Consider the following 23,484-nt stretch of genomic DNA (forward strand, 5'->3'; position numbering starts at 1 on the left):
ATATACTAAAAGGAGGTATTTAAATGGCTAAAAAAGAGCCAGAGGTTGGAGAATATCAATACGGCTTTCATGAAAAAGATGTCTCTATTTTTCGTACTGAAAAAGGCTTGACAGCAGAAGTTGTTAAGCAAATCTCCGATTACAAAGAAGAACCACAGTGGATGCTTGATTACCGTCTGAAGTCGCTTGAGCAGTTCTACAAAAAGCCAATGCCTCAATGGGGCGGTGACTTGTCCGAACTGGACTTTGATGATATTACCTATTACGTCAAACCATCTGAAGGTTCTGAACGTTCATGGGATGAAGTACCTGAAGAAATCAAGAACACTTTCGATCGTCTTGGAATTCCTGAAGCAGAGCAAAAATATCTAGCTGGGGTTTCCGCACAGTACGAATCTGAGGTTGTCTATCACAACATGGAGAAAGACCTTGAAGATCTAGGTGTTATCTTCAAAGATACAGACTCTGCACTGAAGGAAAACGAAGAGCTCTTTAAAGAGTACTTTGCTAAAGTAATTCCATCATCTGATAACAAATTCTCAGCGTTAAACTCGGCGGTATGGTCTGGCGGTTCCTTCATTTATGTTCCAAAAGGACAAAAAGTAGAAACGCCATTACAGGCTTATTTCCGAATTAATTCTGAGAACATGGGACAGTTCGAGCGTACACTGATCATTGTTGACGAAGGCGCATCTGTTCACTATGTAGAAGGTTGCACGGCTCCAACTTATTCTTCCAGTTCCCTGCACAGTGCGGTTGTTGAAATCTTTGTTAAAAAAGATGCCTATTGCCGTTATACAACGATTCAGAACTGGGCAAATAACGTTTATAATCTTGTTACTAAGCGTGCTGTGGCTGAAGAAAATGCAACAATGGAGTGGGTAGATGGAAACTTAGGCTCTAAGCTTACCATGAAATATCCATCTGTTCTTCTAAAAGGTGAAGGTGCCCGAGGAATGACGCTTTCTATCGCCCTTGCCGGTAAGGGACAGCACCAGGATGCTGGAGCAAAAATGCATCACTTGGCTCCTAATACTTCCTCTACTATCGTTTCGAAATCAATCTCTAAACATGGTGGTAAAGTAACATACCGTGGGATTGTACAATTTGGACGTAAAGCGGAAGGTGCCCGCTCAAATGTTGAGTGTGATACGTTGATTATGGATAATAAATCTACGTCAGATACGATTCCTTATAACGAAATCATGAATGAAAACATCTCTCTAGAACACGAAGCGAAAGTTTCTAAAGTATCTGAAGAGCAACTGTTCTATCTGATGAGCCGCGGCATTTCCGAAGAGGAAGCAACTGAAATGATCGTAATGGGCTTCATTGAACCATTTACGAAAGAACTTCCAATGGAATACGCTGTAGAAATGAATCGTCTTATCAAATTCGAGATGGAAGGTTCTATTGGTTAATAAAAGAACCACTGCCGCACGGATGTTTACATCTGTGCGGTTTTTTTAATTTCGGCTATTTTCTAGGAGTTTGTTGCTAGTTAAAGTAATTTATTTACCTTTATAAAAGGATGGATCAACAGGTAGCAGAGGGAAATATGCGAGCCCCCTGAGGTCTTCATATACAACAACAATCTTTACTAAAATTCTCTTTATGACCACTTGAAGAGTTGCATTCTCTTTCTAAATCATGTTTTCGTCATAGAAAACATGATACTATAATATTATCTCTAATACAGATAGAAGGTTGTCCATGTTTATCGCAATTGCTTTAGTAATCGGGTTTTTAGCATCTTTTGTTGGAAGCGTAGCGGGATTAGGCGGAGGGTCTATATTAGTTCCTGCTCTTTTATTCTTAGGTGATCACCATCATATGTTTGACTGGGTCACGCCACAGAAGATTGTAGGAATCTCACTAGTTGTCATGATTTTCACAGGACTTTCATCAACATTGTCCTATCTTAAGCATAAACGAGTAGATTTGAAGGCAGGATTACTTCTGTTGATTGGGAGTATTCCAGGGGGCATCTTTGGGTCGTGGCTCAATCAATTTTTTCGAACAGATAGTTTTGCATTAATATTTGGAAGTGTAATGATCGTTATATCGCTATTATTTTTCCTGCCTAGGAGTCGAGGGAAAGGAAACAGGTTCTCAATCAATGGTATAAAGAGGACGGCTGTACTAAATGATCAAACAATTTCCTATACATTTCCATTAGGGATTGGTTTCGTTTTATCCTTTAGTGTGGGGGTATTATCAGGACTGCTTGGAATCGGAGGGGGCTCGCTTACTGTACCCGTTTTGATCCTGCTTTTTAGATTCCCACCACATATTGCAACAGCTACATCGATGTTTATGATATTCTTTGCAAGTATAACAAGTTCAGCAACACATATTTATTTAGGTCATGTCGAATGGAGCCGTGCCTTGTACTTTATCCCGGGTGCTTATGCAGGTGGTATGTGCGGTGCATTTGTTAATCGGAAATTAAATGGGCAAGCAGTGGAATGGTTTTTACGTATTTTGCTTATCCTAGTTGGAATACGGTTAATTTGGCAAGGGATTGGATAAGGAGACTGATAATGAAAGAAAAGATCTTTTTATACTATACCAGCGACTTGCATAGTCACTTTGAGAATTGGCCTCAAATTGTCGGCTATTTCAATCAACGAAAAAAGATACATCATATAAATGAAGAAAGTTACTGGCTGTTAGACAATGGCGACCATGTGGATCGTTTTCACCCGATAACAGAAGGGTTGATGGGCAAAGGCAATGTCGAGCTTTTGAATCAGGCAGGCTACAGCTTCGCGAACTTAGGTAATAACGAAGGAATTACATTATCCTATGAAGATTTATATTCATTATATGATGAAGCTGATTTTGATGTGGTTTGCGCCAACTTACATTCGCAAGAACCCACCCAGCCAGATTGGTTAAAACCATACAAAATTTTTCAAACGAAGCATGGAGTTAAGGTAGCTGTTCTTGGTTTAACTGCACCATTTGAAACATTTTATAGGATGTTGGGCTGGTCGATTACTTCGCCTTTTGATGTATTAGACCGTCTTATTACAGAGATTCAGGAACAAGCTGACATTGTTGTGCTACTCTCGCATCTCGGTATGTACGATGATGAAGAGATCGCGAGACATTATCCGGGAATTGACGTTATTATTGGTGGACATACTCATCACCTTTTTCAAAACGGTGAGCATAAAGGGAATGCTATCTTAACTGCTGCTGGAAAACACGGCACACATTTAGGAGAAATCATATTAGAGTGGGATCATGCGGCACAATCCTTAAGTAAAAAGGAAGCTTATGCAGTATCTACGGAAAATATGAATAAGGATGCCGTTGCAAATGAACAACTGGAAGAGATGAGAAGACGTGCGGTTGAGCATCTGCAAACTCCTGTAGCTTACTTGGAGAAGACTTTAAAAATTGCCTGGTTTAAGGAAACACCGCTTATGAGAAAATTCACGAAAGAAATGCAGCGTTGGACAGGTGCTGACCTCGCAATGTTGAATGCTGGTGTGTTGCTTGATCATCTAGGTGAAGGGCAAGTGACATCTGAGGATATCCATAGAATATGTCCGCATCCAATGAATCCGTGTAAAGTGGAGCTTGCTGGGGACGAACTGCTTGAGGTCATTCGAGTGGCTCATACAAGAAAATTAACGGAAATTCGCTTGAAAGGTTTAGGTTTTCGAGGTGAAGTGATTGGTAAAATGGTGTTTACGGGTGTTGACATCGAGGTTGTTGAAGGTTCTGACGGTGAATTTCATGTGAAAAGCGTACGTATGAATGGAATGAATATTGATAAACAAAAAACTTATACCTTGGCTACCGCAGATACTTTTACATTCGGAAGGCTTTTTCCTGAAATTGCCTATGCTAAAAATAAAACGTATTATATGCCAGAACTGCTTCGCGATGTTCTTGCAAAATCTCTAAGCACTTAAAAATGAGTTCCAAGGCTTTGCAATCATTCTTTCAAGATATAATGAAGCGATGATCAGCCGTCTGATGGTTCAAATCATAAAATGTGATACAACTTATACAACTTGATGCTTAAACCCCTCTTTCCCGACATATAGATAGGGCAGGAGGGGTTGTTTTATGGGAACTAAAAAGACGAATCCACCCTCAATAGGGAAAAGAATTCTTATCACATTTATTTGTTTTGCTATCATTACAGGTTCATGTTTATGGTTAATTGACAGAGGAATTACACCAGTTTTACAAGGAATTGCCGAAACAAAGGCACAGCAGTTAGCAAGAGACGCTATCAATGAAGCAGTGAGCAGACAGATAGCAGAAGATTTACAATTTGAAAATTTGGTTAGGATTGAAAAGGATAATGAGGGAAATATCACCTATATGGGCTGGAATTCCGCAGTTGTCAATAAAGCATTAAGAAATACTACACTACGAGTGCAAAATTTCCTTAGACGAATGGAGCAAAATGAATTGCCGTTGGAAGATACGACATTAGATTCAGATATAAATAGAAACGGAAAAGAAAAAGATAAGGGAGAAGAGCCAGCCACATTGATTGAAGTTCCGATTGGCTTAGCCACGAACAACACGATCCTGGCTAACCTTGGGCCAAAGGTTCCAGTGCAGCTTCAAGTCATCGGCGATGTTCAATCACAATTTGTAAATGAGATTAAGGAATATGGGATTAACTCAGCTTTTTTTGAGTTATCCCTTAACTTTAAAGTGAGTTTACGAGTGGTTATTCCTTTTTCAGGAGAAACGATCATTGTAGACAATGACATTCCTATCGATACGAGTACCATAGTGGGAGAGGTTCCTGAGTTTTATAATGGCGACGGAGAGGAGGAATCTCCAACCTTTTCACTACCAATGACAGGCTTGCAATAATCGATAGATCTTGGTAAACTATTTAAGAAATTAAATATGCGTGACCTTATCAGATCGGTGAGGTAGAGGCGCAGGCTTCATTAGTAATTCAGTGTGAGGATGACAACGATGACCACGTTTACGAAAGGGGAGACCTGCCGAAGTTTATTGCAGCAGTCACGCTGCATTATTCTGGTGTGTACCTGAACAAGGGATACACTGTCATGCATGCTTTTAAGGTGCATGGTGCGCTACTGATCGAAATGGAGGATAATCAAATTGCTGCTGTAGGGCAATGATAGGTTATTTTCTATCATTGTCTTTTTTGCGTTTAAAAGCTTTTCAAAATTCCTCAATTTTATCTCCAGTAGTCTTCCGCAAAGCACCTCTTTATCATCTTAAGATAAACGGAGGGGAAACATTTTGGAAGGAACAATTTATTCACTTATTCCACCATTACTCATGCTTGTTCTTGTTATTGCAACGAGAAAAGTTATCCTGTCCCTGGCGGCAGGTATCATTGTCGGAGCTTTAATGCTTACACAATTCAATGTAGTAGATGGTCTGCAAATGATTTGGACTGTATTTGCTACCATTTTTTATAGCGAAGGTGCTATCAACACAGGTAATATTTATCTGCTAACTTTCTTATTACTGCTTGGTGTTGCAACAGCTTTTATGACAGCTTCCGGTGGTAGCAGAGCTTTTGGTAAATGGGCAGTAGCCCGTATTAAAACTCGTAAAGGGGCAAAGCTTGTTCCAGTCTTATTAGGTATTACCATTTTTATCGATGATTATTTTAACGCGTTAGCTGTTGGGCAGGTGGCGAGGCCTGTTACAGATCGTCATAAAATTTCTCGGGCAAAATTAGCGTATTATATAGATTCCACCTCGGCGCCAATTACCGTTATTTCACCGATTTCAAGCTGGGGAGCTTATATTATTGGAACAATTGGCAGTATTTTAGCAGCTAATGAAATTGCCAATTATCAAGCGTTTGAGGCCTTTATTAGAATGATTCCATACAATTTTTACGTTTTTGCAGCCCTGTTACTCGTCTTCTTGACTGTATTTATGAAAATAGATATTGGTTCAATGCGTACGCATGAAAAGCGAGCCGTGCAGACAGGTGAGCTGATCGACCCTAATAAAACAGGAGATGTTCCGGGAGATTTAAACGATGAATTCGAAAGGCACGACCATGGACGGATCTCCCATCTAATTTGGCCTATTGTGACGTTAATCTTAGTAACTGTTGCATCAATGGTTATTACAGGGATACGAAATTCAACAGAAGCAGTAAACCTGATAAGTATTTTTGCTAACACTAATGTAAACATTTCTTTATTCATAGGCGGTGTATTAGCTGTTCTTGTGGCAGGAGGTCTTTATATTAGACAGGAAGAGCCCAAGTCGGGTATCAATCATGTCTTAACGGAAGGTGTGAAGGCAATGCTTCCGGCCGTGTATATCCTCATCTTTGCATGGATGATTGGCGATGTAATTGGTCAGCTTGGAACAGGTGAGTATTTAGTTACCCTTGTTAACCAGTCATCGATTAACACAGCATTCTTACCTTTCCTTATTTTTATTGTGGCAGGTTTCATGGCCTTAGCTACAGGAACATCTTGGGGCACGTTTGGGATTATGCTTCCAATCGCAGGTGAAATTGCCGCTGGAATTGATGTGAATTTAGTATTACCAGCTTTATCCGCAGTTCTTGCTGGGTCTGTGTTTGGTGATCATTGTTCACCGATCTCTGATACAACTATCCTTTCTTCAACTGGGGCTGGCTCCAATCACATTGACCATGTGATGACACAGTTGCCATATGCATTCATTGCGGCTATCGCTGCTGCTGTTGGTTATTTAATACTTGGATTTACTGGACAACTGCTGTTGGCGTTCTTGTTGACATTAATTGTGATAGGTATCTCAGCAGTATTGATCCACTATATTTTTCTAGGAAATTATTCGATAAAGTAAATATATTGGAAGAGGAGTGCTCTTGAAGTGCTCCTCTTTTTTATGGGAAATTTATTTCAGTCCCAAATAAAGAAGCAGAAGCTACTGATCTTCCCTATAGATGTACCCATAATATAGCTTTGACATCTCTTTAACAGTATGGTTATAATCTAAGTATAAATAATCAGAAAAAAATAAAGATTTAAAACATTCTCTTTCACTTGCTTGTCACATACAAGTATAGAAGGAGAATTCTGATTATTAAAGGGAGGTCTTCAGACATGGAAAATCGATCACAATGGGGGTCAAGGGCAGGATTCTTATTTGCTGCCATGGGTTCAGCAATTGGTTTAGGCAACATTTGGCGCTTTCCTGCTACAGCTTATGAAAGCGGCGGCGGAGCATTTATTATTCCTTACTTATTTGCTTTATTAACTGCTGGTATACCATTATTAATTTTAGAGTACACGGTGGGGCACAAATATCGCGGCTCTGCTCCTAAATCACTTGGGAGAGTGCGAAAAGGCTTTGAATGGATTGGTTGGTGGCAAGTTACCATAGCATTCGTTATTTCGACCTATTATGCCGTAATTATTGCTTGGGCAATTATGTATGCTTATTACTCATTTAATCTTTCTTGGGGTGATGATCCGACAAGCTTTTTTGTTGGAGAGTTTTTAACGTTAACAGATCCAGGTACATTTGGAGGACTTGTACCTAAAGTTTTACTTCCTCTTCTTATCGTATGGGTAATTACATTAGGGGTCCTTTCAAAAGGCGTTAAAAAAGGAATTGAGAAAGCTAATAAAATTTTCATTCCAACCTTAGTTGTGTTATTTATCATCATCGTTATTCGTGCTATTACACTTGAGGGGGCTGCATCTGGTTTGTCTGCGTTCTTCACCCCTGATTGGTCGAGTATAGCCGACCCGCAAGTATGGGTTGCGGCATATGGACAAATATTCTTTAGTTTATCCATCGCTTTTGCTATTATGATTACTTACTCTTCGTATTTACCGAAGAAATCAGATATTACAAACAATGCCTTTATTACAGGTTTTGCAAACTCTTCCTTTGAAATTCTTGCAGGGATTGGAGTATTTGCAGCCATTGGATTTATGGCTTTCACCTATGATACAACTGTAAGTCAACTGGCTGCTGAAAAGGGAGTCGGAGGGGTCGGCCTTGCATTCATGGTATTCCCGGAAATTGTTAGTCAAATTCCAGGTATTCCAAGAATCTTTGGCTTTCTGTTCTTCGCTTCCCTCGTGTTAGCTGGATTGTCGTCACTTATCTCTATTACTGAGACCTATGTAGCTGCGGTATCTGAGAAATTTAATATCTCAAGAGGTAAGTCTATTATGTTCGGCGGCGGCTTTGCTGCGGCTCTCTCTCTTCTTTATGCAACACAGGGAGGACTGAACCTATTAGATACAGTTGACCACTTCATTAACAATTTTGGTGTGGCCTTAGCTGGATTGTTTGAAGTTGTAGCTTTAGCTTGGTTTGCTAAAGGTCTTAAGGGATTTCAATCTCATGCAAATGAAATATCTGATATTAGATTGGGAACGTGGTGGCGCTTCTGTTTAGGTGTCATTACGCCGATCGTCCTTGGTTATATGATGCTGCAAAACCTGCGAGCAGAATTATCGGCTGCATATGGAGGGTACCCGATTGATTTCCTATTCAACTTTGGATGGATCGTCGCAATTGGTGCAATCTTTGTTGGTTCATTAATGTCAATGAAAAAATGGCCGAACAATGAATTGGATCAAACAGATTCAGATGATGATAAGAAGGAGGTTGCTCGCTAATGGCTATTGTCATGTTTATTATAACTATTGTTATTATTTGGGGTGGCCTGACTCTCAGTATTGCCAATGCAGTAAGAAAGTCTAAATCAAGGAATAGTTAAGATAAAAGCCCGGGTATTCTGTTAGTACAGAATACTCGGGCTCTTTTCCTATTGTTCACGGGCTAATTTTTCCCATCTCTTTAAATAGGGATAAGGATCAAAGGACCATTCATGCTCGCCATTATCCTGGTACATTCCGTAGTGTAAATGTGGAGGGAATTTTCCTGATGTTCCTGGTGGTCCATAACCAGTGGCGCCAACGCTGCCTATTACATCCCCAGGCTTAACTACATCTCCAACGTTCACTCCATCTTTAAAGCCATTTAAATGAGCATAATAGTGATAAATGTTAAAAATATCGCGGATGCCAATTCTCCAACCACCATATTCATTCCAGCCTTTCATCTCAACAACTCCATAGGTCGTCGACTTAACGGGGACACCATAGTTTGCAAAGATGTCCGTTCCTTCATGAATCCGGCGTCCTCCAAAGCCACGTGCATCGCCCCATGTGTTATTGTAGCTGTAATTGGCTTCCAGTGGTAACGGGAAATCTCTATCTTCGAGAGAGACCGTTTGGAATTTTTTAAATACCTTAGCTGTATTCATAATTGTTTGTACGGTTAGATCACGTTTGTAATAATTCCAGAGAGCTATCCTTATATCATCTTTTGTTGTTCCGTATGATTTAATATAGTTCCCTAAAGACCAAAGAATATCTTCATCATTTGTGATGTCGATTTTTTTATCGCCATTTCCGCTAGCGCCCCATCCCGATGGAAAAAACATCGAAGGATAATCGATCCCATTCCAAAATAACGGATCAGGTTGAATGGCTGTTACCCTGTACTCAGGGGGATCGTCGTGTATTTGCCGTTCATATTGATCAATAGCAGCAAAATAGTACCATGGGATATCGGTTACAGCTGATGTTTTTTTATAGAGGGCCATGCGTTCAGATTCTTCACTTGCGAAAACATAATTTACCAAAAACAGCTGACATATACCTGCGATCAGAATAGTTAAAAGTACTTTGGAACGAATGTTCATTTCATTCACCTTCAAATTAAGTGGTACAGTTAGCTTGCCATTTATAATCTAGACTTATGCTTGGAAATGTCAGGCAAGTGCTATTCTGCCTCATTGTCATTCGTTTGCTCTACCCTACCCTGGGGTGCTTGTTTCATTTTATTAACAATGTCATCAATGACTTCCTCGTATTGATCATCGTAAACGGTTGATGTGCTTAAGCTTTGAATATCACCAAATGCAGAAGGGTTATCAGAAACGTATACATGATAGAAACTCGGAACTAATGAATAGGCCGTTTTTTGAACCATATCTGCTGATAAGTCTCTTTCCTGTCCTTCGGGAGCTTGATAAGCAACAAGAACCTCTTCATCGGTAACCAGTGTAGCTACATCTTCAAAGCCATCATATTGGAGAATCATCCGGGTAATCATATCCGCAACCTTTTCGCGGTTTACCTTAATGCTTTGGTTCTTTTCAGCATTTTGATCAAACTGACCTTGTTTATATCGTACATAGCCCACTTGGCCATCCATGGAGCGGTCATTATAATCATCCATCTCATTACTGTGCAGGGCTTGATCAGGTTCTTGGTTTTTCGCCTCCTCTTCCTGTGCCTCGGTACAACCCGCCAACAACATAAAACTGAGTCCCATTAATATAGGGAGTAATCTATAGGTCTTCATGTTTGAATCCTCCTGTTATATATCAACTTGTTATTAGGTTGGACTGATTTTAAAGAATGATACAAAATTTTTAGTGATCTATTTCCGTCATTGTTTCTAAATATGGTACACTAATGACAAGGTAAGAGGTGATCATAGTGATTGAACTATTTGGAAAAACATATGAAATTAAAGAGGATTATCGGGAAGCTTTTAATGAGGAAGATTTGGAAGGGCGTTTTAGTGATATTTTAAGCAAATATGATTTCATCGTCGGAGATTGGGGCTATGGTCAACTTCGGCTCAAAGGCTTTTATGACGATCAGAATTCTAAAGCAACTTTTGAAACGAAAATAAGCACACTTGAGGATTATTTGTACGAATACTGTAATTTTGGCTGTGCTTACTTTGTTTTAAAAAAAGTTAATCAATAAACCGGTGTGCATAAAGGCACACCGGTTTTTAAGAACCTTCAAAAAACATCCTCCGTCGCTGTTTTGGCAACGACGGAGGGATGACTGTTATAGAAAATTAAATTAAATTAGGTCGTGTAAACATGCCCTTAGCTGCTCTGCATCAATTTCGTTCATTTGAAATATGTGCTCAAGACGGCCAGGCTCATCTAAGGTTTGGTGGTCAACTAGCCCTAGCCTTTTGCTTTCAAGGTCTAATAGCATGGTTTTATCAGCGAACTGGTCTGCATGTAAAAAAGCAAATTCAAAGCGGCTGCTGCCTGCAGAAAATACTACAAATCGAGTAGTAGTATTTTCCGTTTCGTCCTTGAAAATCTGATAATTAGCCATTTGGTCAACTCCTAATCGCGGATTATCTTTAAGTGAGGTTTATAATCTAAGTGATGGTTGGCTTTTACAAAACGAACAGTACGAGTTTTAGCACGCATGACTATGGAATCTGTTTCTACTAAGTCACCACCGAGAAACTTGACGCCATTTAACAGTTCACCTTCAGTCACACCTGTAGCAGCAAAGATAGCGTCATCACTTTTAACGAGGTCGTTTAGTGTGAGGTGTTGCAATGGATTTTCAAGTCCCATTGTCTGGCATCGTTCAGTTTCTTCTTCATTTTGTGGTACGAGCCGTGCCTGCATGTCACCACCAAGGCTTTTAATCGCAGCGGCAGAAATAACGCCTTCTGGTGCACCGCCGGTTCCAACGAAAAGATCAACTCCAGTCTGGGGTAGACAAGTAGCAATAGAGGCACCTACATCACCGTCACCAAAGAGTTTTACCCGTGCCCCTTTTTTAATAACTCGATCCATAATATCTTGATGTCTCTCACGCTCCTGAATGATAACCGTGAGATCTGCGACACGTTTATTATTGGCTCTTGCTACAATATCAATCGTACGTTCGATCGGATCGTCAATGTGTATTAGTCCTTTAGCATTCTTACCTACTGCGATTTTATCCATGTACATATCGGGGGCATGTAATAATGTCCCGCGTTTAGCAGCGGCAATAACAGCCACAGCATTATTATGTCCTTTTGCAACAATATTTGTTCCTTCTAATGGATCAACAGCAATGTCGACTTTGGGGCCCGTTTTGTCACCAAGTTCTTCTCCGATATACAGCATAGGAGCCTCGTCCAATTCTCCTTCACCTATGACAACAACGCCGTCCATCGATACTGAGTCAAACATTGTTCTCATGGCTGTCGTGGCCGCATCATCGGCATTCATTTTATCACCGCGGCCCATCCATTGAGCGGAAGCGATCGCTGCTGCCTCCGTCACACGTACTAGTTCTAATGCGAGTTCTCTATCCAATATGTTCGCCTCCGATTCCTTTAATTCCACTATATACTATAGCAGAATTTGCACAAAAACGTAAATATACATCCTATTATCCCTAGAAACGACAATTGTGTTATTCTAATTTAAGTGAAAGAGTGAAAAATAGGGAGGATTGCTTCATGTACTTTGTCGATCGGAAAAAAATTGAAGAGTTATTATCATATATGGAGACTTTAATCTCGGAACAAAAAGAACATGCATACCGCACATTCACTGACTATTTATTGTTAGAAAGGATGACGCACATAACCGTTGAAATCATCATTGACGTAGGAAATCATATGATCGATGGATTTATTATGCGCGATCCAGGTAGTTATGAGGATATTATTGATATTTTAACCGATGAAAAAGTTCTTCCTAAACAAGAAATCGAAGCATATAAAGCTATCATCAAACTTCGCAAAATAGTGGTTCAGCAGTATTTAACTGTTGACCATGAGGCAATCATAACTATTTGGGATACACACAGTAAATCATTTACACAGTTTCCAGAGCGTATTCGTAGGTATTTAGATGAGGAACTCGGGCCTGTAAGTGCTTTTTCAAAAGAGTAGGTGCAATACTCCTGTTTAATAGCGCGAATATAATAGTAAATGAAGTCATGCAGAGAGCAGGTGCTATATAAATGAAACAATATAAAGCCTATTTTATTGATCTAGATGGAACGATGTACAGGGGAAATGAACCGATTCCCGGGGCAGCTGAGTTTGTCGAGTTTATACGAAATCAATCTGTACCGTTTATGTTTTTGACCAATAACTCGTCTTCAAGGCCTGAGCAGGTGGCAGAAAAGTTGAACAACATGGGTATTACTGCCCGGGATGGACTGGTGTTTACATCCAGTTTAGCTACTGCTAATTACGTCACATCATTACAAGAAAAGGCGAAGGTGTATGTAATAGGGGAAGAAGGGTTATATGCAGCTCTCGAACAAGAAGGTCATGAAATAACAGAGCAAGGGGCCGATTATGTCATCATCGGTATTGACCGAAATATCTCTTATGAAAAACTTTCAATGGCTTGTTTAAATGTTCGAAATGGCGCGAAGCTAATTAGTACGAATAAAGATGCTGCCATTCCGACTGATAGAGGGATGCTTCCGGGAAATGGGGCGTTAACATCGGTGATTTCGGTTAGCACTGGGATAGAGCCTACATTTGTAGGAAAACCCGAAGCTATTGCGATGGAGCTGGCACTTAGCAGGGTGGGTCTTGAAAAAAGTGAGGTGCTCATGGTTGGAGATAACTATGAGACAGACATTTTAGCGGGGATAAACGCTGGACTTGACACATTAATGGTTGAGACTGGAGTCACTTCGTTTAAGGATATCCAACATATGATAAAACAGCCCACTTATAAGGTGAAAGATTTATATGATTGGTTGAAGCAATAAGACAGAAGCAAAGTCAGGTGGGTGACTTTGCTTCTCAAGTAAGATAGGGACCAAAGAAAATAGTGATAAACAGAAGGTGGACTCCAACGAAATAACCCAGGCGGACAGTGATCGACCAATCTTTTGAATTCATTCGCATGATGCCGTGCGTTATTAGGGCAAATATAAAGATGTAGAAGATGGAACTACCTGCAAAACTCAAATATTCGGGAGCTTGTGATAGAAGTCTTGATGTGAAAATAAGATCTTTAAACAAAAGAGCGGCTCCGAGATAAATAGAAGCTCCTAAGAAAAATACCCATGCTCGATCTCTATCAAAGGATCTGTTAGAGCTAAACATCATAACGGCAACGAAAACTAACGGCCAAATATACCAAATGACACCAACAGCTATAGCCAAGAAGCTGGAGGAAAGCATTCCTAAGGTTTTTCCTAAAGCACCAATAAGATATGCTCCTGAGACCTGCTTCGCTTGTTGGATGATCTCTGGATTTGATGAGGAGAGAAGCAGGCGGTTTTCGTCCCCTTGCATATCCAGCCAAGCGATCGCCTCCTTATTAATCCATTCAGGAGTAGCTGAAGAATTGGGAGTGTTGCTTAATCGGGTCGTATTCGTTACACCATTATCCGTTAACGTGGCTTCATAGATATTAAATTGCTTACCCTTACGATAACCAGTTTCTGTATGACCGAACGCTTTAAATAAAAGATTAGTGTGACCATCCTCTGACTTCATTTCAAAATCTGAGACTTCTGTCAGTTTTGCTTGCCCGACCGGATCTGAGAATTCAATTTGTGTAAACTTTGGATGCTCATTCAATGGTTGTTGAGAAAAATAATAATGGTAGACAGGCTCCCCAGACATGCTCTGTTTCTGTAAAGTTTGTAAAAGCAAAGTATATTGGTCATCTGTAATAGTGAATTGAATAGATTCAGCTACTTCTGAAGGTTTCGTTTTAAATTGTGCTGATGCCATTTCTGATGCTTGATTCTCTGTCAGTTCGTAAAAAGTAACATCAATGCCTGCTTGATCTGTTTTTTGTGTCAGTAAATAGGTGTCCGAATCCGTTTGATATGTGCTGATCTCGACATTTTCATTGTCTAGAGTAAGGAGAGGGAAAGACTCCATAGTCTCCGGCTGTAAAGTGGAAATTTCCTGTCCTTGACGGTAAATCACTTTATTATTCAGCGGGATAAACTGAGAAGCATCAGCGATCTTTTCTTTGGTTTCCCCGTCATATATAGCATAGTAATCTGAATAAATTAACTGTTCACCATCAAAATATGCTCGTGTCCATTTATCGTATGGGATATCATAAGAGTTTTCTGAAACCACTTGATAGGTTTCGTTAAGTAATTTTTGTTGAACTCCTTCTTTCGTTACATAAGATACTGAAATATTTCCATCTCTAGTGTCGGTTATGTGTGGTTCAATGAGCGTTGGTGTACTTCCTATCTCCACTTCCCGACTCCAACTTTCGTTTGGTGGTTCGGTTACTTCTTGATAATTCTCGGCAAATAAAATAGATACGCCGATTAAAATAACGAGTAAAGGGCCGATCCAAACCCACTTTTCCTTTAACTTCCTCATAAATCCAATCCCTTCCACAGATGTCATTTAACTACTATTATTACATACGAATAAAAAAGCTAGAGGTTTCAGAAAGTTTAAAAAGCCACGCGCTAGGCGTGGCTTTTGAGGATGGATGTTTATTATGTTATTCTTCTTCTGCTTCACCGACGGCGCTGTGAGCAAGTCTGCTTGAAGCGGCAGCAGCGATGGCACCAACAATGTCATCTAAGAAGGTATGACACTGTCCTGATGATTTATCATTGAGAGCCTGTAGGATTCCTGGTTTTTGCTTATCGATATAGCCATAATTAGTAAATCCAATTGATCCATATACATTTACGATCGAGAAAGCAATAATTTCATCCACTCCGTATAATCCTTCATCCACTTCTATAGTCGATTGAAGGGGTTCTTCAAGCTTCTTTTGTTCAGCAAGCTTATCGAGCTGGATGCCTGTTACAATTGCATTCTGTACCTCACGTTTTTTAAGTACTTGATCGACATTATATCGACAATCCTCCATTGTGAGGCTAGGGTGGTATTTGGATTGAAGGTAATGGACAAGTTCTGCCATATCATCAATGGTTACACCACGATCTGTCAGCCACTCTCTTGCCGTTTTTTCTAACACCGATATTGATCGATCTTCTGCAGTCATGACATCAACCTCCTTGTACTTAGTTACAACAATTTGAACTGTTTCTGTTTGTGAAGATGAACTGGGTATACTTGCATTATATCAAAAAATCAAACTGACATTCCATAATATGTTTTATTGCTCCATTTCGTTTATAATACGGGTAGGAATAATCTGAAAGGATGGATAGAATGACTAAGCCCTATTTATTTATAACCAGAAAGCTCCCTGATGAAGTGGTGGACCCCTTTCGAGAACATCTCGATATTACAATGTGGGATAGTAAGGAAGAAGCAGTTAAGCCAGAAAGGCTCTTGAAAGAAGCGAAACAAGCAGATGGACTACTGACAATGCTTAGTGATTCCATTCATGAGGATGTACTTCGTCAGGCTGAAAACTTAAAAGTAGTCGCTAATTTAGCTGTTGGTTTTGATAATATTGATATTGAAGCCGCAAAGAAACACAATATTACCGTTACGAATACCCCTGACGTCTTGACAGAAACTACAGCTGATTTAACATTTGGCTTATTAATGGCGACAGCTCGTCGGATGATGGAAGCTGCAGCCTTTGTAAAGGAAGGGGAATGGAAGCATTGGTCTCCCTTGCTGATGGCTGGATCGGATATCCATCATAAAACGATAGGAATTGTCGGCATGGGTCGTATCGGTGAAGCGGTTGCTAAGCGAGCGAGAGGTTTCGATATGAACGTACTTTACTACAATCGCACACGTAAACAAGAGGTCGAGGATAAGTTAGGTGTCGAGTATGTAAGCTTTGATCATCTGATAAATAAAGCTGATTTTGTTGTTTCACTAGTCCCCCTGACAGAGGAAACGGAGAAATTATTCAATGAGGTAGTTTTTAATAAAATGAAGCGTGAGGCTATTTTTATTAATGTTTCTCGAGGGAAAGTGATGGATGAAAAGGCATTATTTCATGCTATTACGTCAGGTGAGATTAAGGGAGCAGGACTCGATGTGTTTGAAGAAGAACCAATCTCGGCAACTCATCCACTCTTATCACTTAATGAAGTGGTTTGTTTGCCCCATATTGGATCAGCAAGCCGTGAAACAAGGTATAACATGATGAAATTAAGTCTTGACAATGTTCTTAATGTTCTGCAGGGGAAAGATCCGTCAACTCCTGTTAATTAGTAGATAGTAAAAAAGCCGCACACAGTTTTGGTGTACGGCTTTTACAATGATTTAGAATACTTGTTCGACTTCATGAATCCCCGGAACTTCTTGGGAAAGTGCACGCTCAATTCCTGCTTTTAATGTAATCGTAGAGCTTGGACAGTTCCCGCATGCTCCCATAAGACGCAGGCGGACAATCCCGTCCTCAACGTCAACTAATTCAACGTCCCCTCCGTCACGGAGTAAAAATGGGCGAAGTTTATTTAGTACTTCTTGAACTTGTGATTCCATGTTCAATCTTCCCCTTTCGTTATGTTCTATTATAAAACGAAACCAATAAAAAATCTATGGATGTCTCTTCAATATTATTTACTTGAGAACTATTTTCATTTTATCTTTTTTATCTTCTTTTGTAAAATGATTATAGAAAACATTCCATCAAGAGGGAGGGTCCTAGATGAGTGAAAAGGCGGTTAAATTAACAGTGTATGGGGCAGAAGAGAGGTGCGCCAGTTGTGTCAATGCACCTGGGTCCAAGGAAACGTTTGAGTGGCTGGAGGCAGCTATCGACCGAAAGTATGGGAAAGGCCAGGTGGAATATTCGTATGTAGATATTCATACGGAACACTGTAGTGAGAGGGGACAAAAGTATGTAAAGCAAATTCTAGCCGATGAGCTTTTTTATCCATTGGTAGTCATAAATGGCGAAATAGCCGCCGAAGGTATTCCCCGCTTGAAATCGGTCTGTTCCGTGCTTGAACAACATGGGTTGAAAGGACTTTCTGAAGCCTGATAGACGAAGGAAATATGGTGTCTTTTTATCATTTTATGTGGTAGCATTATATTCTAGTGGGGTTTCATCCAGGGCAAAGAGGTGAAGCGGATGAATCCAATTATTGAATTTTGCGTAAATAATTTAATCAGCGGGGCTGACGAAGCAATGGAAGAGCTTGAAAAAGACCCTGATCTTGATGTTATAGAGTACGGTTGCCTTAGCCATTGCGGTATATGTTCTCAAGGACTGTATGCTTTGGTTAATGGTGAGCGAGTGATGGCTGACACACCAAAAGAGCTTGTCGACAATATTTATCAACACCTGGAAGAGAATCCCCTATTTTAAAGGTGTCCAGCTTTTTGCTTAGAAAAATCCCATTATGATCCTTTTCATAATGGGATTTTTCTTGTAAAGGAGAATCGTGTTTATTTGATCAAGCAGGGGGAAATTTAGTATACTGGCTTTAATGAATAAGAAAGGAGAGGCTCTAGATGATTCTTAATATCACTGAAGCAGCGAACCATCGAATTAAAGAAATGTTGAAGGAAGAAGATTCGAACAATGCACACCTTCGTTTTGGAGTGAAAGGTGGGGGCTGTAGTGGATTGTCATATGCGATGGGCTTCGAAGATGAGATAAATGAAGAATTAGATACAACGGAAATGTCGGATGGGATTCCCGTAGTCATTCATACACAAGATATTCCAATCGTTGAAGGGACGACCATTGATTTTAAGGAAAATATGATGGGCGGCGGGTTTACGATTGATAACCCGAACGCGATCGTTTCTTGCGGCTGTGGTTCTTCTTTTAAAACAGCAACAAATGCTGGTACACCAGATCCTAACTGCTAAGTGGCACGTCCATCCTTCTTTACGTTCTAGTGAATGTGAAGAAGGATTTTTTAATAGGGAGCGAAATAATCAAATGTGCAATTATCATGATTTATGTGCAGTTAATCGAAATTATGTGCAAATACGTATTTTTTCGTGCAATTACATTTTCTGAACTTTTGACCCGTTCATAGAAAAAGGCTACCCTCAGTTAACTGAAGATAGCCTTTGATTAGATAAGTTAGGAAAACATGCTTGTGGAATGCTTAGGTTGTACTCGTGCACTAGGGTCGAGATAGGCTTTGGCATTATTTACAGCAGTTGGACCTTCTCCAAAACCGGAAGCAATCAGTTTAACTTTACCCGGGTAAGTGCAAATATCCCCTGCCGCATAGATACCTTCTATATTGGTTTCCATTTTAGAATTAACGACAATGCTATTTTTTTCAATTTCGAGCTCCCAATTCTTTATTGGACCTAAGGATGAAATGAATCCGTAGTTGACGACTACTTCATCAACATCGATTGTTTCAACGTGATCTCCTTTTACTTCATGAAGCTCAACTTGACTGATCCGATCCTCACCGATCATTTTTTCAGGCGTGAACGGTGTCATCAATTTAACACTTGAGTTCATCAACTGTTCGACACTATGTTCATGAGCGCGGAACTTGTCACGACGGTGAACGAGTGAAACTTGTTTCGCGATCGGTTCAAGCATCAATGCCCAGTCAACGGCTGAATCGCCGCCGCCGCATATCATAACATTTTTATCAGCGAACTTATTCATATCGTTCACATGGTAATGCAAGTTTGTTTCTTCAAATCTTTCTGTATCATCAATTTTCAGTCTTCTTGGCTGGAAAGCACCATTCCCTGCTGTGATGATGAGTGTGCGTGTATAATGTACCTCCTTATTGGTTGTAAGTTTAAGGGAATTATCCTCAAGACGCTCAACGCTTTCAACCGCTTGATCAAGAGAAATAGCCGGATCAAATGCTAACGCCTGTTCTTCTAAGTTATCTACAAGCTCCTGTGCGCGTACTCGTGGAAATCCTGCTACATCAAATATATATTTTTCAGGGTAAAGAGCAGTAAGCTGCCCACCCAAATGAGGTAAACTCTCTATTATTTTAACGCTTGCTTGTCGCATACCGCCATAGAATGCTGTGAATAAACCAACAGGGCCCCCGCCAATTATCGTTATATCATATACTTTGTCATCCATTAGTTTGCCTCCTCTTCTTAGAAAATTACACTTTTTCTATTTTATCATAAATTTTATTTCAATGGCATTTTTGCTGTTCTGAAAGCCTTTTCCGAAAGTGGGAATATTAATAACTTTCGGAAAATATCTTAAGTCTTGAAAATTGATAGGAAAAAGTCTAAGATAAATTTAGAAAACATTTTACGATTTTATGACAAATTTTGAATAAGAATTGATGGGCCTTTTTTTATGATGAAGTGTGTGAAACGAGTCACAAAGAATGATTTCTTACTTATGCAAACATGTTGTTAAAAAATACGAGATGGAAGTGATAATCATGAACAATCCGAATATCGTGATCATTGGAGCCGGCTACGGTGGAATTATGACGGCAGTTAAGTTGCAAAAAAGCCTAAATGTAAATGAAGCTAACATAACTTTGGTCAACAAGCACAGCTATCATTACCAAACTACCTGGCTTCACGAAAATGCGGCTGGGACTTTGCATCACGACCGTACGAGAATGCAAATTAATGATCTCATCGACACGAGTAAAATTAACTTCGTTCAGGATACTGTAACCAAGGTTCAACCTGACGATAAGAAAGTGCTTCTAGAGAACGGCGAACTATCCTATGATTATCTGGTTGTCGGATTAGGGTTTGAAGCAGCAACGTTCGGTATTCAAGGCCTAAAGGAAAATGCATTTACAATCAGCAGTATTAATAGTGCGCGTCTTATCCGCCAGCATATTGAATATAACTTCGCTAAATACAACAATGAAGCGGACAAGAAAGAAGAACGCTTAAATCTTGTTGTAGGTGGTGCCGGCTTCACAGGAATTGAATTTGTCGGTGAGCTTGCGAACCGTGTTCCTGAGCTTTGTAAAGAGTACGACGTTCCGCGTGAAAAAGTGCGGATCATTAATGTGGAAGCGGCCCCAACTGCATTGCCAGGGTTTGATCCCGAGTTGGTGGAATATGCAATGAACTCCCTTGAGGCACGCGGTGTTGAGTTCAAGATTGGTGCGATGATCAAGGAAGTAACGGAAGATAAACTAATATTTGAAAAAGATGAAAAACGTGAAGAAATTTCAACGAATACAGTTGTGTGGGCAGCTGGAGTCCAGGGAAACTCCCTAATCGTTGATGCTGGTTTTGAAACCAATCGCGGGCGAATTCCGGTTCGAGGAGATTTGCGAGCACCGAATTATGATGACGTATTCGTCGTGGGTGATTGTGCATTAATCATGAACGAAGAGACAGAACGTCCCTATCCTCCAACAGCACAAATCGCTATTCAACAAGCAGAGCACACAGCAGAAAATCTTAAAAAGCTTGTGCAAGGAAACAATCATTTAGAATCATTCACACCTGAAATCCAAGGTACAGTTGCTTCATTAGGACATAACGATGCGATTGGTGTTGTATTTGATGATAAGAAGCTATTTGGCTGGTCAGCGTCAGCAATGAAGAAACTGATTGACAATCGTTATCTTCTTAAACTAGGCGGGATCGGACTTGTTCTTAAAAAAGGGAAGCTTAATTTCTTTAAATAATTTAGATGAATTAAAGCAAAGGCAGGACATCTGCCTTTGCTTTTTTAGAGTTAGGAATATATAATTTGAATGCAGTAATGTTTTTGAAAATATTAGCCATCCCTTACATATTTCATTTTCGAATTAAGGCTCAAGGATTCAGGGGAGTGGTGTTTACTTAGGTTAGTTCGGAGCTGGCACAGGACGTGCGGTTTTTAACCGAATTCCTTAACTTCGTTCCTAGTCGAACTCTCCCTAAATGTGTCTACCCGGGCACTTCCGCTTTTCTTAATTAGGAGGATTTGTTTTGAATATTGTTCAGTTTGTTGTATCTATGCTTTTGTTTTTTGTGCTATTTTTTGGTATTGGTTTTTTATTAAATATGATTTTGAGGACCTCCTGGGTAATGGCTGTTGTCTATCCAGTCATTGTACTGCTAATTGTAGATAACTTTGAAATAAGCCGTTATTTTACTGAGGCCTCATCAGCTTTTCAGACCGTTTTTGTACAGCTCGCTAATCTACAAGTTGTCGATATTGTTATTCTTGCCAGTGGGTTTGCAGGCACGATTACAGCTGGTATTGTAATCAGGTTATTAAGGAAACATGGCTATCAAATGTTCTAATGTTAACCACGATGTCGAACTTCGACATCGTGTTTTTTGTATAGTTGAGGTAAATGTTGGACATGATGACATCGTGAGGTGATAATTCATGAGAAAACATTTACGTACTCTTATTTTTGTAACATTATTCGCTGTAGGCATCTATTTTACTTTGGTAAACATAACAAATATGACGTTGAAAGATGTAGACAACTGGCTATACAGCAATGAAAAAGCGTCTGCTTTTGAAGGAGAAATGATGAGCGAAAGAGGAACAAGTCTTGAAAGTAAATCGCTTAAAGTAAAGAAAGCACAGAAGCGTTATGTGTCTACATCTACTGTGGAAGCACCAGGATCGCTGCTGGATGCAATTGATGTGTCGCAATACCCTAGTAATACAGTTATGGCAACAGGGTATACAGCAGGTTACGAATCAACTGGAAAAACGCCAGGGCATCCCCAATATGGCATAACTTATTCAGGTGTCAGTGTAAAAAGAGATTTATATTCTACTATAGCAGCAGATCTATCGGTCTATCCGATTGGAACCATTTTGTTCATTCCGAATTATGGGTATGGAGTCGTTGCGGATAAAGGTTCTGCGATACAGGGTAATGAAATTGATTTATATTATCCAACTGTAGATGATGTTTATGAGCATTGGGGTAAGAAGTCAGTAGAGGTTTATGTTATTAAGGAAGGCGATGGATCGCTTACAGAAGAGGATTTGGCTTTACTCAATAAAAATGAAGCGTTACAAGTGTTTAGGACACAAATACAGAAAGAGTAAGCAACAAAAACCGGCCTTGCAGTATGGAGGCCACTGAAAAAGTGATATTTGTTAATTCTAATAAGGAATCCACTCGACATATTGACAAATAAAAGAAGATGGTCACCTATACATAGTAGGTGACCATCTTCTTTTTCGCTATAAACAGACTTTTTCAGTGCTCTCGCAGTATGGAGGCCGGTTTGTTAGGTTTTAATAGATAAGGGCATTCAGAACAGGGCATTCAGAACCAGGGTGAGACCAATGCCCGTCAGTGCTCCGAAAAAGACTTCGATTGGCCGATGTCCTAAAAGCTCTTTCAACTCTTCCTTCTTTTGGAATTCTCCTTTATTGCTCCAGTCTTTAGCCTCGCCGACGAAACGGTGAAAGTCGTTTAATAATATATTTAACATAATAGCTTGTTCTCCTGTTTGTCTTCGTACTCCTGTTGAGTCGAACATAACGATAATTGAAAATACACAGGCAATGGCAAATATAGGAGAATCCAAGCCTTGATCTACGCCAACACCTGTCGCGAGGGCAGCAACTGCGGCTGAATGGCTGCTTGGCATCCCTCCAGTGCTGAAAGCAAGTCCAGCATCGAATTTTCTTGAGGCAATAAATTGAATTGGAATTTTGATAGCTTGAGCAAAAAGTATGGCGGCAAGTGACGCCCATAGAGGAAAATTTTGTAGTAAATCCATATGGTCTAAAGACATCCTTTCGTGCGTTGCAGGCTACATAGGATAGAAAGCCCGATAAAGTATTATTCGTATTGTACCATATGTCACTTTCAAAAGTCCTTTAAATTGAGACGAAAGGGCTTACAGAAGTATTCCTTTCCTTTTTTT

Annotated in this window: 26 protein-coding genes and 1 riboswitch; of the genes, 17 read left to right on the forward strand and 9 right to left on the reverse strand. The window is 39.9% G+C overall.

Features of this window, described 5'->3' with window-relative positions:
• Positions 1 to 23: 23 nt before the first annotated feature.
• The 7 genes from sufB (at position 24) to MUO15_RS20005 (ending at position 8,713) form a co-directional block, all read left to right on the forward strand.
• Entirely contained in the window at positions 24 to 1,421 is a 1,398-nt protein-coding gene (sufB, locus tag MUO15_RS19975) for a Fe-S cluster assembly protein SufB (protein WP_245032135.1), read from the forward strand.
• Between the two features lie 292 nt (positions 1,422 to 1,713).
• On the forward strand, positions 1,714 to 2,532 hold the full coding sequence (locus MUO15_RS19980; RefSeq protein WP_245032137.1) for a sulfite exporter TauE/SafE family protein: 819 nt from the start codon (positions 1,714 to 1,716) through the stop codon (positions 2,530 to 2,532).
• An 11-nt stretch (positions 2,533 to 2,543) separates the two neighbouring features.
• The gene (locus MUO15_RS19985) at positions 2,544 to 3,929 is read left to right on the forward strand and encodes a bifunctional metallophosphatase/5'-nucleotidase (protein ID WP_245032139.1); all 1,386 of its coding nucleotides are present in this window, start codon (positions 2,544 to 2,546) and stop codon (positions 3,927 to 3,929) included.
• 157 nt (positions 3,930 to 4,086) lie between these two features.
• A complete protein-coding gene (yunB, locus tag MUO15_RS19990; protein ID WP_245032141.1) occupies positions 4,087 to 4,854 on the forward strand; it encodes a sporulation protein YunB in 768 nt (255 codons plus the stop codon).
• A 55-nt stretch (positions 4,855 to 4,909) separates the two neighbouring features.
• Positions 4,910 to 5,095, forward strand: a riboswitch (Lysine riboswitch).
• 161 nt (positions 5,096 to 5,256) lie between these two features.
• Positions 5,257 to 6,819 carry a Na+/H+ antiporter NhaC family protein gene (locus MUO15_RS19995; protein WP_245032143.1) on the forward strand — a complete coding sequence of 521 codons (1,563 nt, stop codon included), beginning with the start codon at positions 5,257 to 5,259 and terminating at the stop codon, positions 6,817 to 6,819.
• A gap of 260 nt (positions 6,820 to 7,079) precedes the next feature.
• A complete protein-coding gene (locus MUO15_RS20000; protein WP_245032145.1) occupies positions 7,080 to 8,612 on the forward strand; it encodes a sodium-dependent transporter in 1,533 nt (510 codons plus the stop codon).
• 11 nt (positions 8,613 to 8,623) lie between these two features.
• Positions 8,624 to 8,713: a MetS family NSS transporter small subunit gene (locus MUO15_RS20005; RefSeq protein WP_245036109.1), complete on the forward strand. Its 90-nt coding sequence runs from the start codon at positions 8,624 to 8,626 to the stop codon at positions 8,711 to 8,713.
• A 48-nt stretch (positions 8,714 to 8,761) separates the two neighbouring features.
• Here the strand turns inward: MUO15_RS20005 and MUO15_RS20010 are convergent, their stop codons facing one another.
• Positions 8,762 to 9,703, reverse strand: a complete 942-nt coding sequence (locus tag MUO15_RS20010; protein WP_245032147.1) for a M23 family metallopeptidase — start codon at positions 9,701 to 9,703, stop codon at positions 8,762 to 8,764.
• A gap of 80 nt (positions 9,704 to 9,783) precedes the next feature.
• On the reverse strand, positions 9,784 to 10,368 hold the full coding sequence (locus MUO15_RS20015; RefSeq protein WP_245032149.1) for a YhcN/YlaJ family sporulation lipoprotein: 585 nt from the start codon (positions 10,366 to 10,368) through the stop codon (positions 9,784 to 9,786).
• A gap of 137 nt (positions 10,369 to 10,505) precedes the next feature.
• Between MUO15_RS20015 and MUO15_RS20020 the strand changes: the two genes are divergently transcribed.
• Entirely contained in the window at positions 10,506 to 10,781 is a 276-nt protein-coding gene (locus MUO15_RS20020; RefSeq protein WP_244753892.1) for a YutD family protein, read from the forward strand.
• 102 nt (positions 10,782 to 10,883) lie between these two features.
• On the opposite strand, the gene MUO15_RS20025 is transcribed toward MUO15_RS20020, so the two are convergent.
• Both MUO15_RS20025 and glpX read right to left on the reverse strand, forming a co-directional pair.
• Positions 10,884 to 11,150, reverse strand: coding sequence for a DUF3055 domain-containing protein (locus MUO15_RS20025; RefSeq protein ID WP_245032151.1), 267 nt, complete (start codon positions 11,148 to 11,150; stop codon positions 10,884 to 10,886).
• Between the two features lie 11 nt (positions 11,151 to 11,161).
• Positions 11,162 to 12,136, reverse strand: a complete 975-nt coding sequence (gene glpX, locus MUO15_RS20030; protein ID WP_245032153.1) for a class II fructose-bisphosphatase — start codon at positions 12,134 to 12,136, stop codon at positions 11,162 to 11,164.
• 146 nt (positions 12,137 to 12,282) lie between these two features.
• Here glpX and hepT point away from each other — a divergent pair, with 146 nt between their 5' ends.
• Both hepT and MUO15_RS20040 read left to right on the forward strand, forming a co-directional pair.
• The gene (gene hepT / locus MUO15_RS20035; protein WP_245032155.1) at positions 12,283 to 12,720 is read left to right on the forward strand and encodes a type VII toxin-antitoxin system HepT family RNase toxin; all 438 of its coding nucleotides are present in this window, start codon (positions 12,283 to 12,285) and stop codon (positions 12,718 to 12,720) included.
• A gap of 71 nt (positions 12,721 to 12,791) precedes the next feature.
• Positions 12,792 to 13,559: a TIGR01457 family HAD-type hydrolase gene (locus MUO15_RS20040; RefSeq protein WP_245032157.1), complete on the forward strand. Its 768-nt coding sequence runs from the start codon at positions 12,792 to 12,794 to the stop codon at positions 13,557 to 13,559.
• A 34-nt stretch (positions 13,560 to 13,593) separates the two neighbouring features.
• Here MUO15_RS20040 and MUO15_RS20045 read toward each other — a convergent pair whose 3' ends face one another.
• Entirely contained in the window at positions 13,594 to 15,150 is a 1,557-nt protein-coding gene (locus MUO15_RS20045; protein ID WP_245032159.1) for a hypothetical protein, read from the reverse strand.
• A 127-nt stretch (positions 15,151 to 15,277) separates the two neighbouring features.
• Positions 15,278 to 15,790: a phosphatidylglycerophosphatase A family protein gene (locus MUO15_RS20050; RefSeq protein ID WP_245032161.1), complete on the reverse strand. Its 513-nt coding sequence runs from the start codon at positions 15,788 to 15,790 to the stop codon at positions 15,278 to 15,280.
• 170 nt (positions 15,791 to 15,960) lie between these two features.
• Between MUO15_RS20050 and MUO15_RS20055 the strand changes: the two genes are divergently transcribed.
• Positions 15,961 to 16,926 (forward strand): 2-hydroxyacid dehydrogenase, encoded by a 966-nt coding sequence (locus MUO15_RS20055; protein ID WP_245032163.1) that lies wholly within the window; start codon positions 15,961 to 15,963, stop codon positions 16,924 to 16,926.
• 51 nt (positions 16,927 to 16,977) lie between these two features.
• Here MUO15_RS20055 and MUO15_RS20060 read toward each other — a convergent pair whose 3' ends face one another.
• Positions 16,978 to 17,199 (reverse strand): NifU family protein, encoded by a 222-nt coding sequence (locus MUO15_RS20060; protein WP_244753884.1) that lies wholly within the window; start codon positions 17,197 to 17,199, stop codon positions 16,978 to 16,980.
• A gap of 166 nt (positions 17,200 to 17,365) precedes the next feature.
• On the opposite strand from MUO15_RS20060, the gene MUO15_RS20065 reads away from it, so the two are divergent.
• The 3 genes from MUO15_RS20065 to MUO15_RS20075 all read left to right on the forward strand — a co-directional run bounded on the left by MUO15_RS20065 (position 17,366) and on the right by MUO15_RS20075 (position 18,537).
• The gene (locus MUO15_RS20065; RefSeq protein ID WP_245032165.1) at positions 17,366 to 17,701 is read left to right on the forward strand and encodes a YuzD family protein; all 336 of its coding nucleotides are present in this window, start codon (positions 17,366 to 17,368) and stop codon (positions 17,699 to 17,701) included.
• 90 nt (positions 17,702 to 17,791) lie between these two features.
• Positions 17,792 to 18,028, forward strand: coding sequence for a YuzB family protein (locus MUO15_RS20070; RefSeq protein WP_244753882.1), 237 nt, complete (start codon positions 17,792 to 17,794; stop codon positions 18,026 to 18,028).
• Between the two features lie 146 nt (positions 18,029 to 18,174).
• The gene (locus MUO15_RS20075) at positions 18,175 to 18,537 is read left to right on the forward strand and encodes a HesB/IscA family protein (RefSeq protein WP_245032167.1); all 363 of its coding nucleotides are present in this window, start codon (positions 18,175 to 18,177) and stop codon (positions 18,535 to 18,537) included.
• A gap of 220 nt (positions 18,538 to 18,757) precedes the next feature.
• Here MUO15_RS20075 and MUO15_RS20080 read toward each other — a convergent pair whose 3' ends face one another.
• On the reverse strand, positions 18,758 to 19,744 hold the full coding sequence (locus tag MUO15_RS20080) for an NAD(P)/FAD-dependent oxidoreductase (protein WP_245032169.1): 987 nt from the start codon (positions 19,742 to 19,744) through the stop codon (positions 18,758 to 18,760).
• Positions 19,745 to 20,060: 316 nt separating this feature from the next.
• Between MUO15_RS20080 and MUO15_RS20085 the strand changes: the two genes are divergently transcribed.
• The 3 genes from MUO15_RS20085 to MUO15_RS21830 all read left to right on the forward strand — a co-directional run bounded on the left by MUO15_RS20085 (position 20,061) and on the right by MUO15_RS21830 (position 22,654).
• Positions 20,061 to 21,281: an NAD(P)/FAD-dependent oxidoreductase gene (locus tag MUO15_RS20085; RefSeq protein ID WP_245032171.1), complete on the forward strand. Its 1,221-nt coding sequence runs from the start codon at positions 20,061 to 20,063 to the stop codon at positions 21,279 to 21,281.
• A 286-nt stretch (positions 21,282 to 21,567) separates the two neighbouring features.
• Positions 21,568 to 21,885, forward strand: coding sequence for a YuiB family protein (locus tag MUO15_RS20090; RefSeq protein ID WP_245032173.1), 318 nt, complete (start codon positions 21,568 to 21,570; stop codon positions 21,883 to 21,885).
• An 88-nt stretch (positions 21,886 to 21,973) separates the two neighbouring features.
• Positions 21,974 to 22,654, forward strand: coding sequence for a 3D domain-containing protein (locus tag MUO15_RS21830; protein WP_305853257.1), 681 nt, complete (start codon positions 21,974 to 21,976; stop codon positions 22,652 to 22,654).
• A gap of 209 nt (positions 22,655 to 22,863) precedes the next feature.
• Here the strand turns inward: MUO15_RS21830 and MUO15_RS20100 are convergent, their stop codons facing one another.
• The gene (locus MUO15_RS20100; RefSeq protein ID WP_245032175.1) at positions 22,864 to 23,337 is read right to left on the reverse strand and encodes a divergent PAP2 family protein; all 474 of its coding nucleotides are present in this window, start codon (positions 23,335 to 23,337) and stop codon (positions 22,864 to 22,866) included.
• Positions 23,338 to 23,484: the final 147 nt, after the last annotated feature.

The organism is Halobacillus amylolyticus (assembly GCF_022921115.1).
Classification (GTDB): Bacteria; Bacillota; Bacilli; order Bacillales; family Halobacillaceae; genus Halobacillus_A; species Halobacillus_A amylolyticus.

Bases quoted from the DNA above. Each gene is read 5' to 3' on its own strand.
- sufB (WP_245032135.1), top strand. From the start codon at position 24: ATGGCTAAAAAAGAGCCAGAGGTTGGAGAATATCAATACGGCTTTCAT.
- MUO15_RS19980 (WP_245032137.1), top strand. From the start codon at position 1,714: ATGTTTATCGCAATTGCTTTAGTAATCGGGTTTTTAGCATCTTTTGTT.
- MUO15_RS19985 (WP_245032139.1), top strand. From the start codon at position 2,544: ATGAAAGAAAAGATCTTTTTATACTATACCAGCGACTTGCATAGTCAC.
- yunB (WP_245032141.1), top strand. From the start codon at position 4,087: ATGGGAACTAAAAAGACGAATCCACCCTCAATAGGGAAAAGAATTCTT.
- MUO15_RS20000 (WP_245032145.1), top strand. From the start codon at position 7,080: ATGGAAAATCGATCACAATGGGGGTCAAGGGCAGGATTCTTATTTGCT.
- MUO15_RS20005 (WP_245036109.1), top strand. From the start codon at position 8,624: ATGTTTATTATAACTATTGTTATTATTTGGGGTGGCCTGACTCTCAGT.
- MUO15_RS20010 (WP_245032147.1), bottom strand. From the start codon at position 9,703: ATGAACATTCGTTCCAAAGTACTTTTAACTATTCTGATCGCAGGTATA.
- MUO15_RS20015 (WP_245032149.1), bottom strand. From the start codon at position 10,368: ATGAAGACCTATAGATTACTCCCTATATTAATGGGACTCAGTTTTATG.
- MUO15_RS20025 (WP_245032151.1), bottom strand. From the start codon at position 11,150: ATGGCTAATTATCAGATTTTCAAGGACGAAACGGAAAATACTACTACT.
- hepT (WP_245032155.1), top strand. From the start codon at position 12,283: ATGTACTTTGTCGATCGGAAAAAAATTGAAGAGTTATTATCATATATG.
- MUO15_RS20040 (WP_245032157.1), top strand. From the start codon at position 12,792: ATGAAACAATATAAAGCCTATTTTATTGATCTAGATGGAACGATGTAC.
- MUO15_RS20045 (WP_245032159.1), bottom strand. From the start codon at position 15,150: ATGAGGAAGTTAAAGGAAAAGTGGGTTTGGATCGGCCCTTTACTCGTT.
- MUO15_RS20050 (WP_245032161.1), bottom strand. From the start codon at position 15,790: ATGACTGCAGAAGATCGATCAATATCGGTGTTAGAAAAAACGGCAAGA.
- MUO15_RS20055 (WP_245032163.1), top strand. From the start codon at position 15,961: ATGACTAAGCCCTATTTATTTATAACCAGAAAGCTCCCTGATGAAGTG.
- MUO15_RS20060 (WP_244753884.1), bottom strand. From the start codon at position 17,199: ATGGAATCACAAGTTCAAGAAGTACTAAATAAACTTCGCCCATTTTTA.
- MUO15_RS20065 (WP_245032165.1), top strand. From the start codon at position 17,366: ATGAGTGAAAAGGCGGTTAAATTAACAGTGTATGGGGCAGAAGAGAGG.
- MUO15_RS20070 (WP_244753882.1), top strand. From the start codon at position 17,792: ATGAATCCAATTATTGAATTTTGCGTAAATAATTTAATCAGCGGGGCT.
- MUO15_RS20075 (WP_245032167.1), top strand. From the start codon at position 18,175: ATGATTCTTAATATCACTGAAGCAGCGAACCATCGAATTAAAGAAATG.
- MUO15_RS20080 (WP_245032169.1), bottom strand. From the start codon at position 19,744: ATGGATGACAAAGTATATGATATAACGATAATTGGCGGGGGCCCTGTT.
- MUO15_RS20085 (WP_245032171.1), top strand. From the start codon at position 20,061: ATGAACAATCCGAATATCGTGATCATTGGAGCCGGCTACGGTGGAATT.
- MUO15_RS21830 (WP_305853257.1), top strand. From the start codon at position 21,974: ATGAGAAAACATTTACGTACTCTTATTTTTGTAACATTATTCGCTGTA.
- MUO15_RS20100 (WP_245032175.1), bottom strand. From the start codon at position 23,337: ATGGATTTACTACAAAATTTTCCTCTATGGGCGTCACTTGCCGCCATA.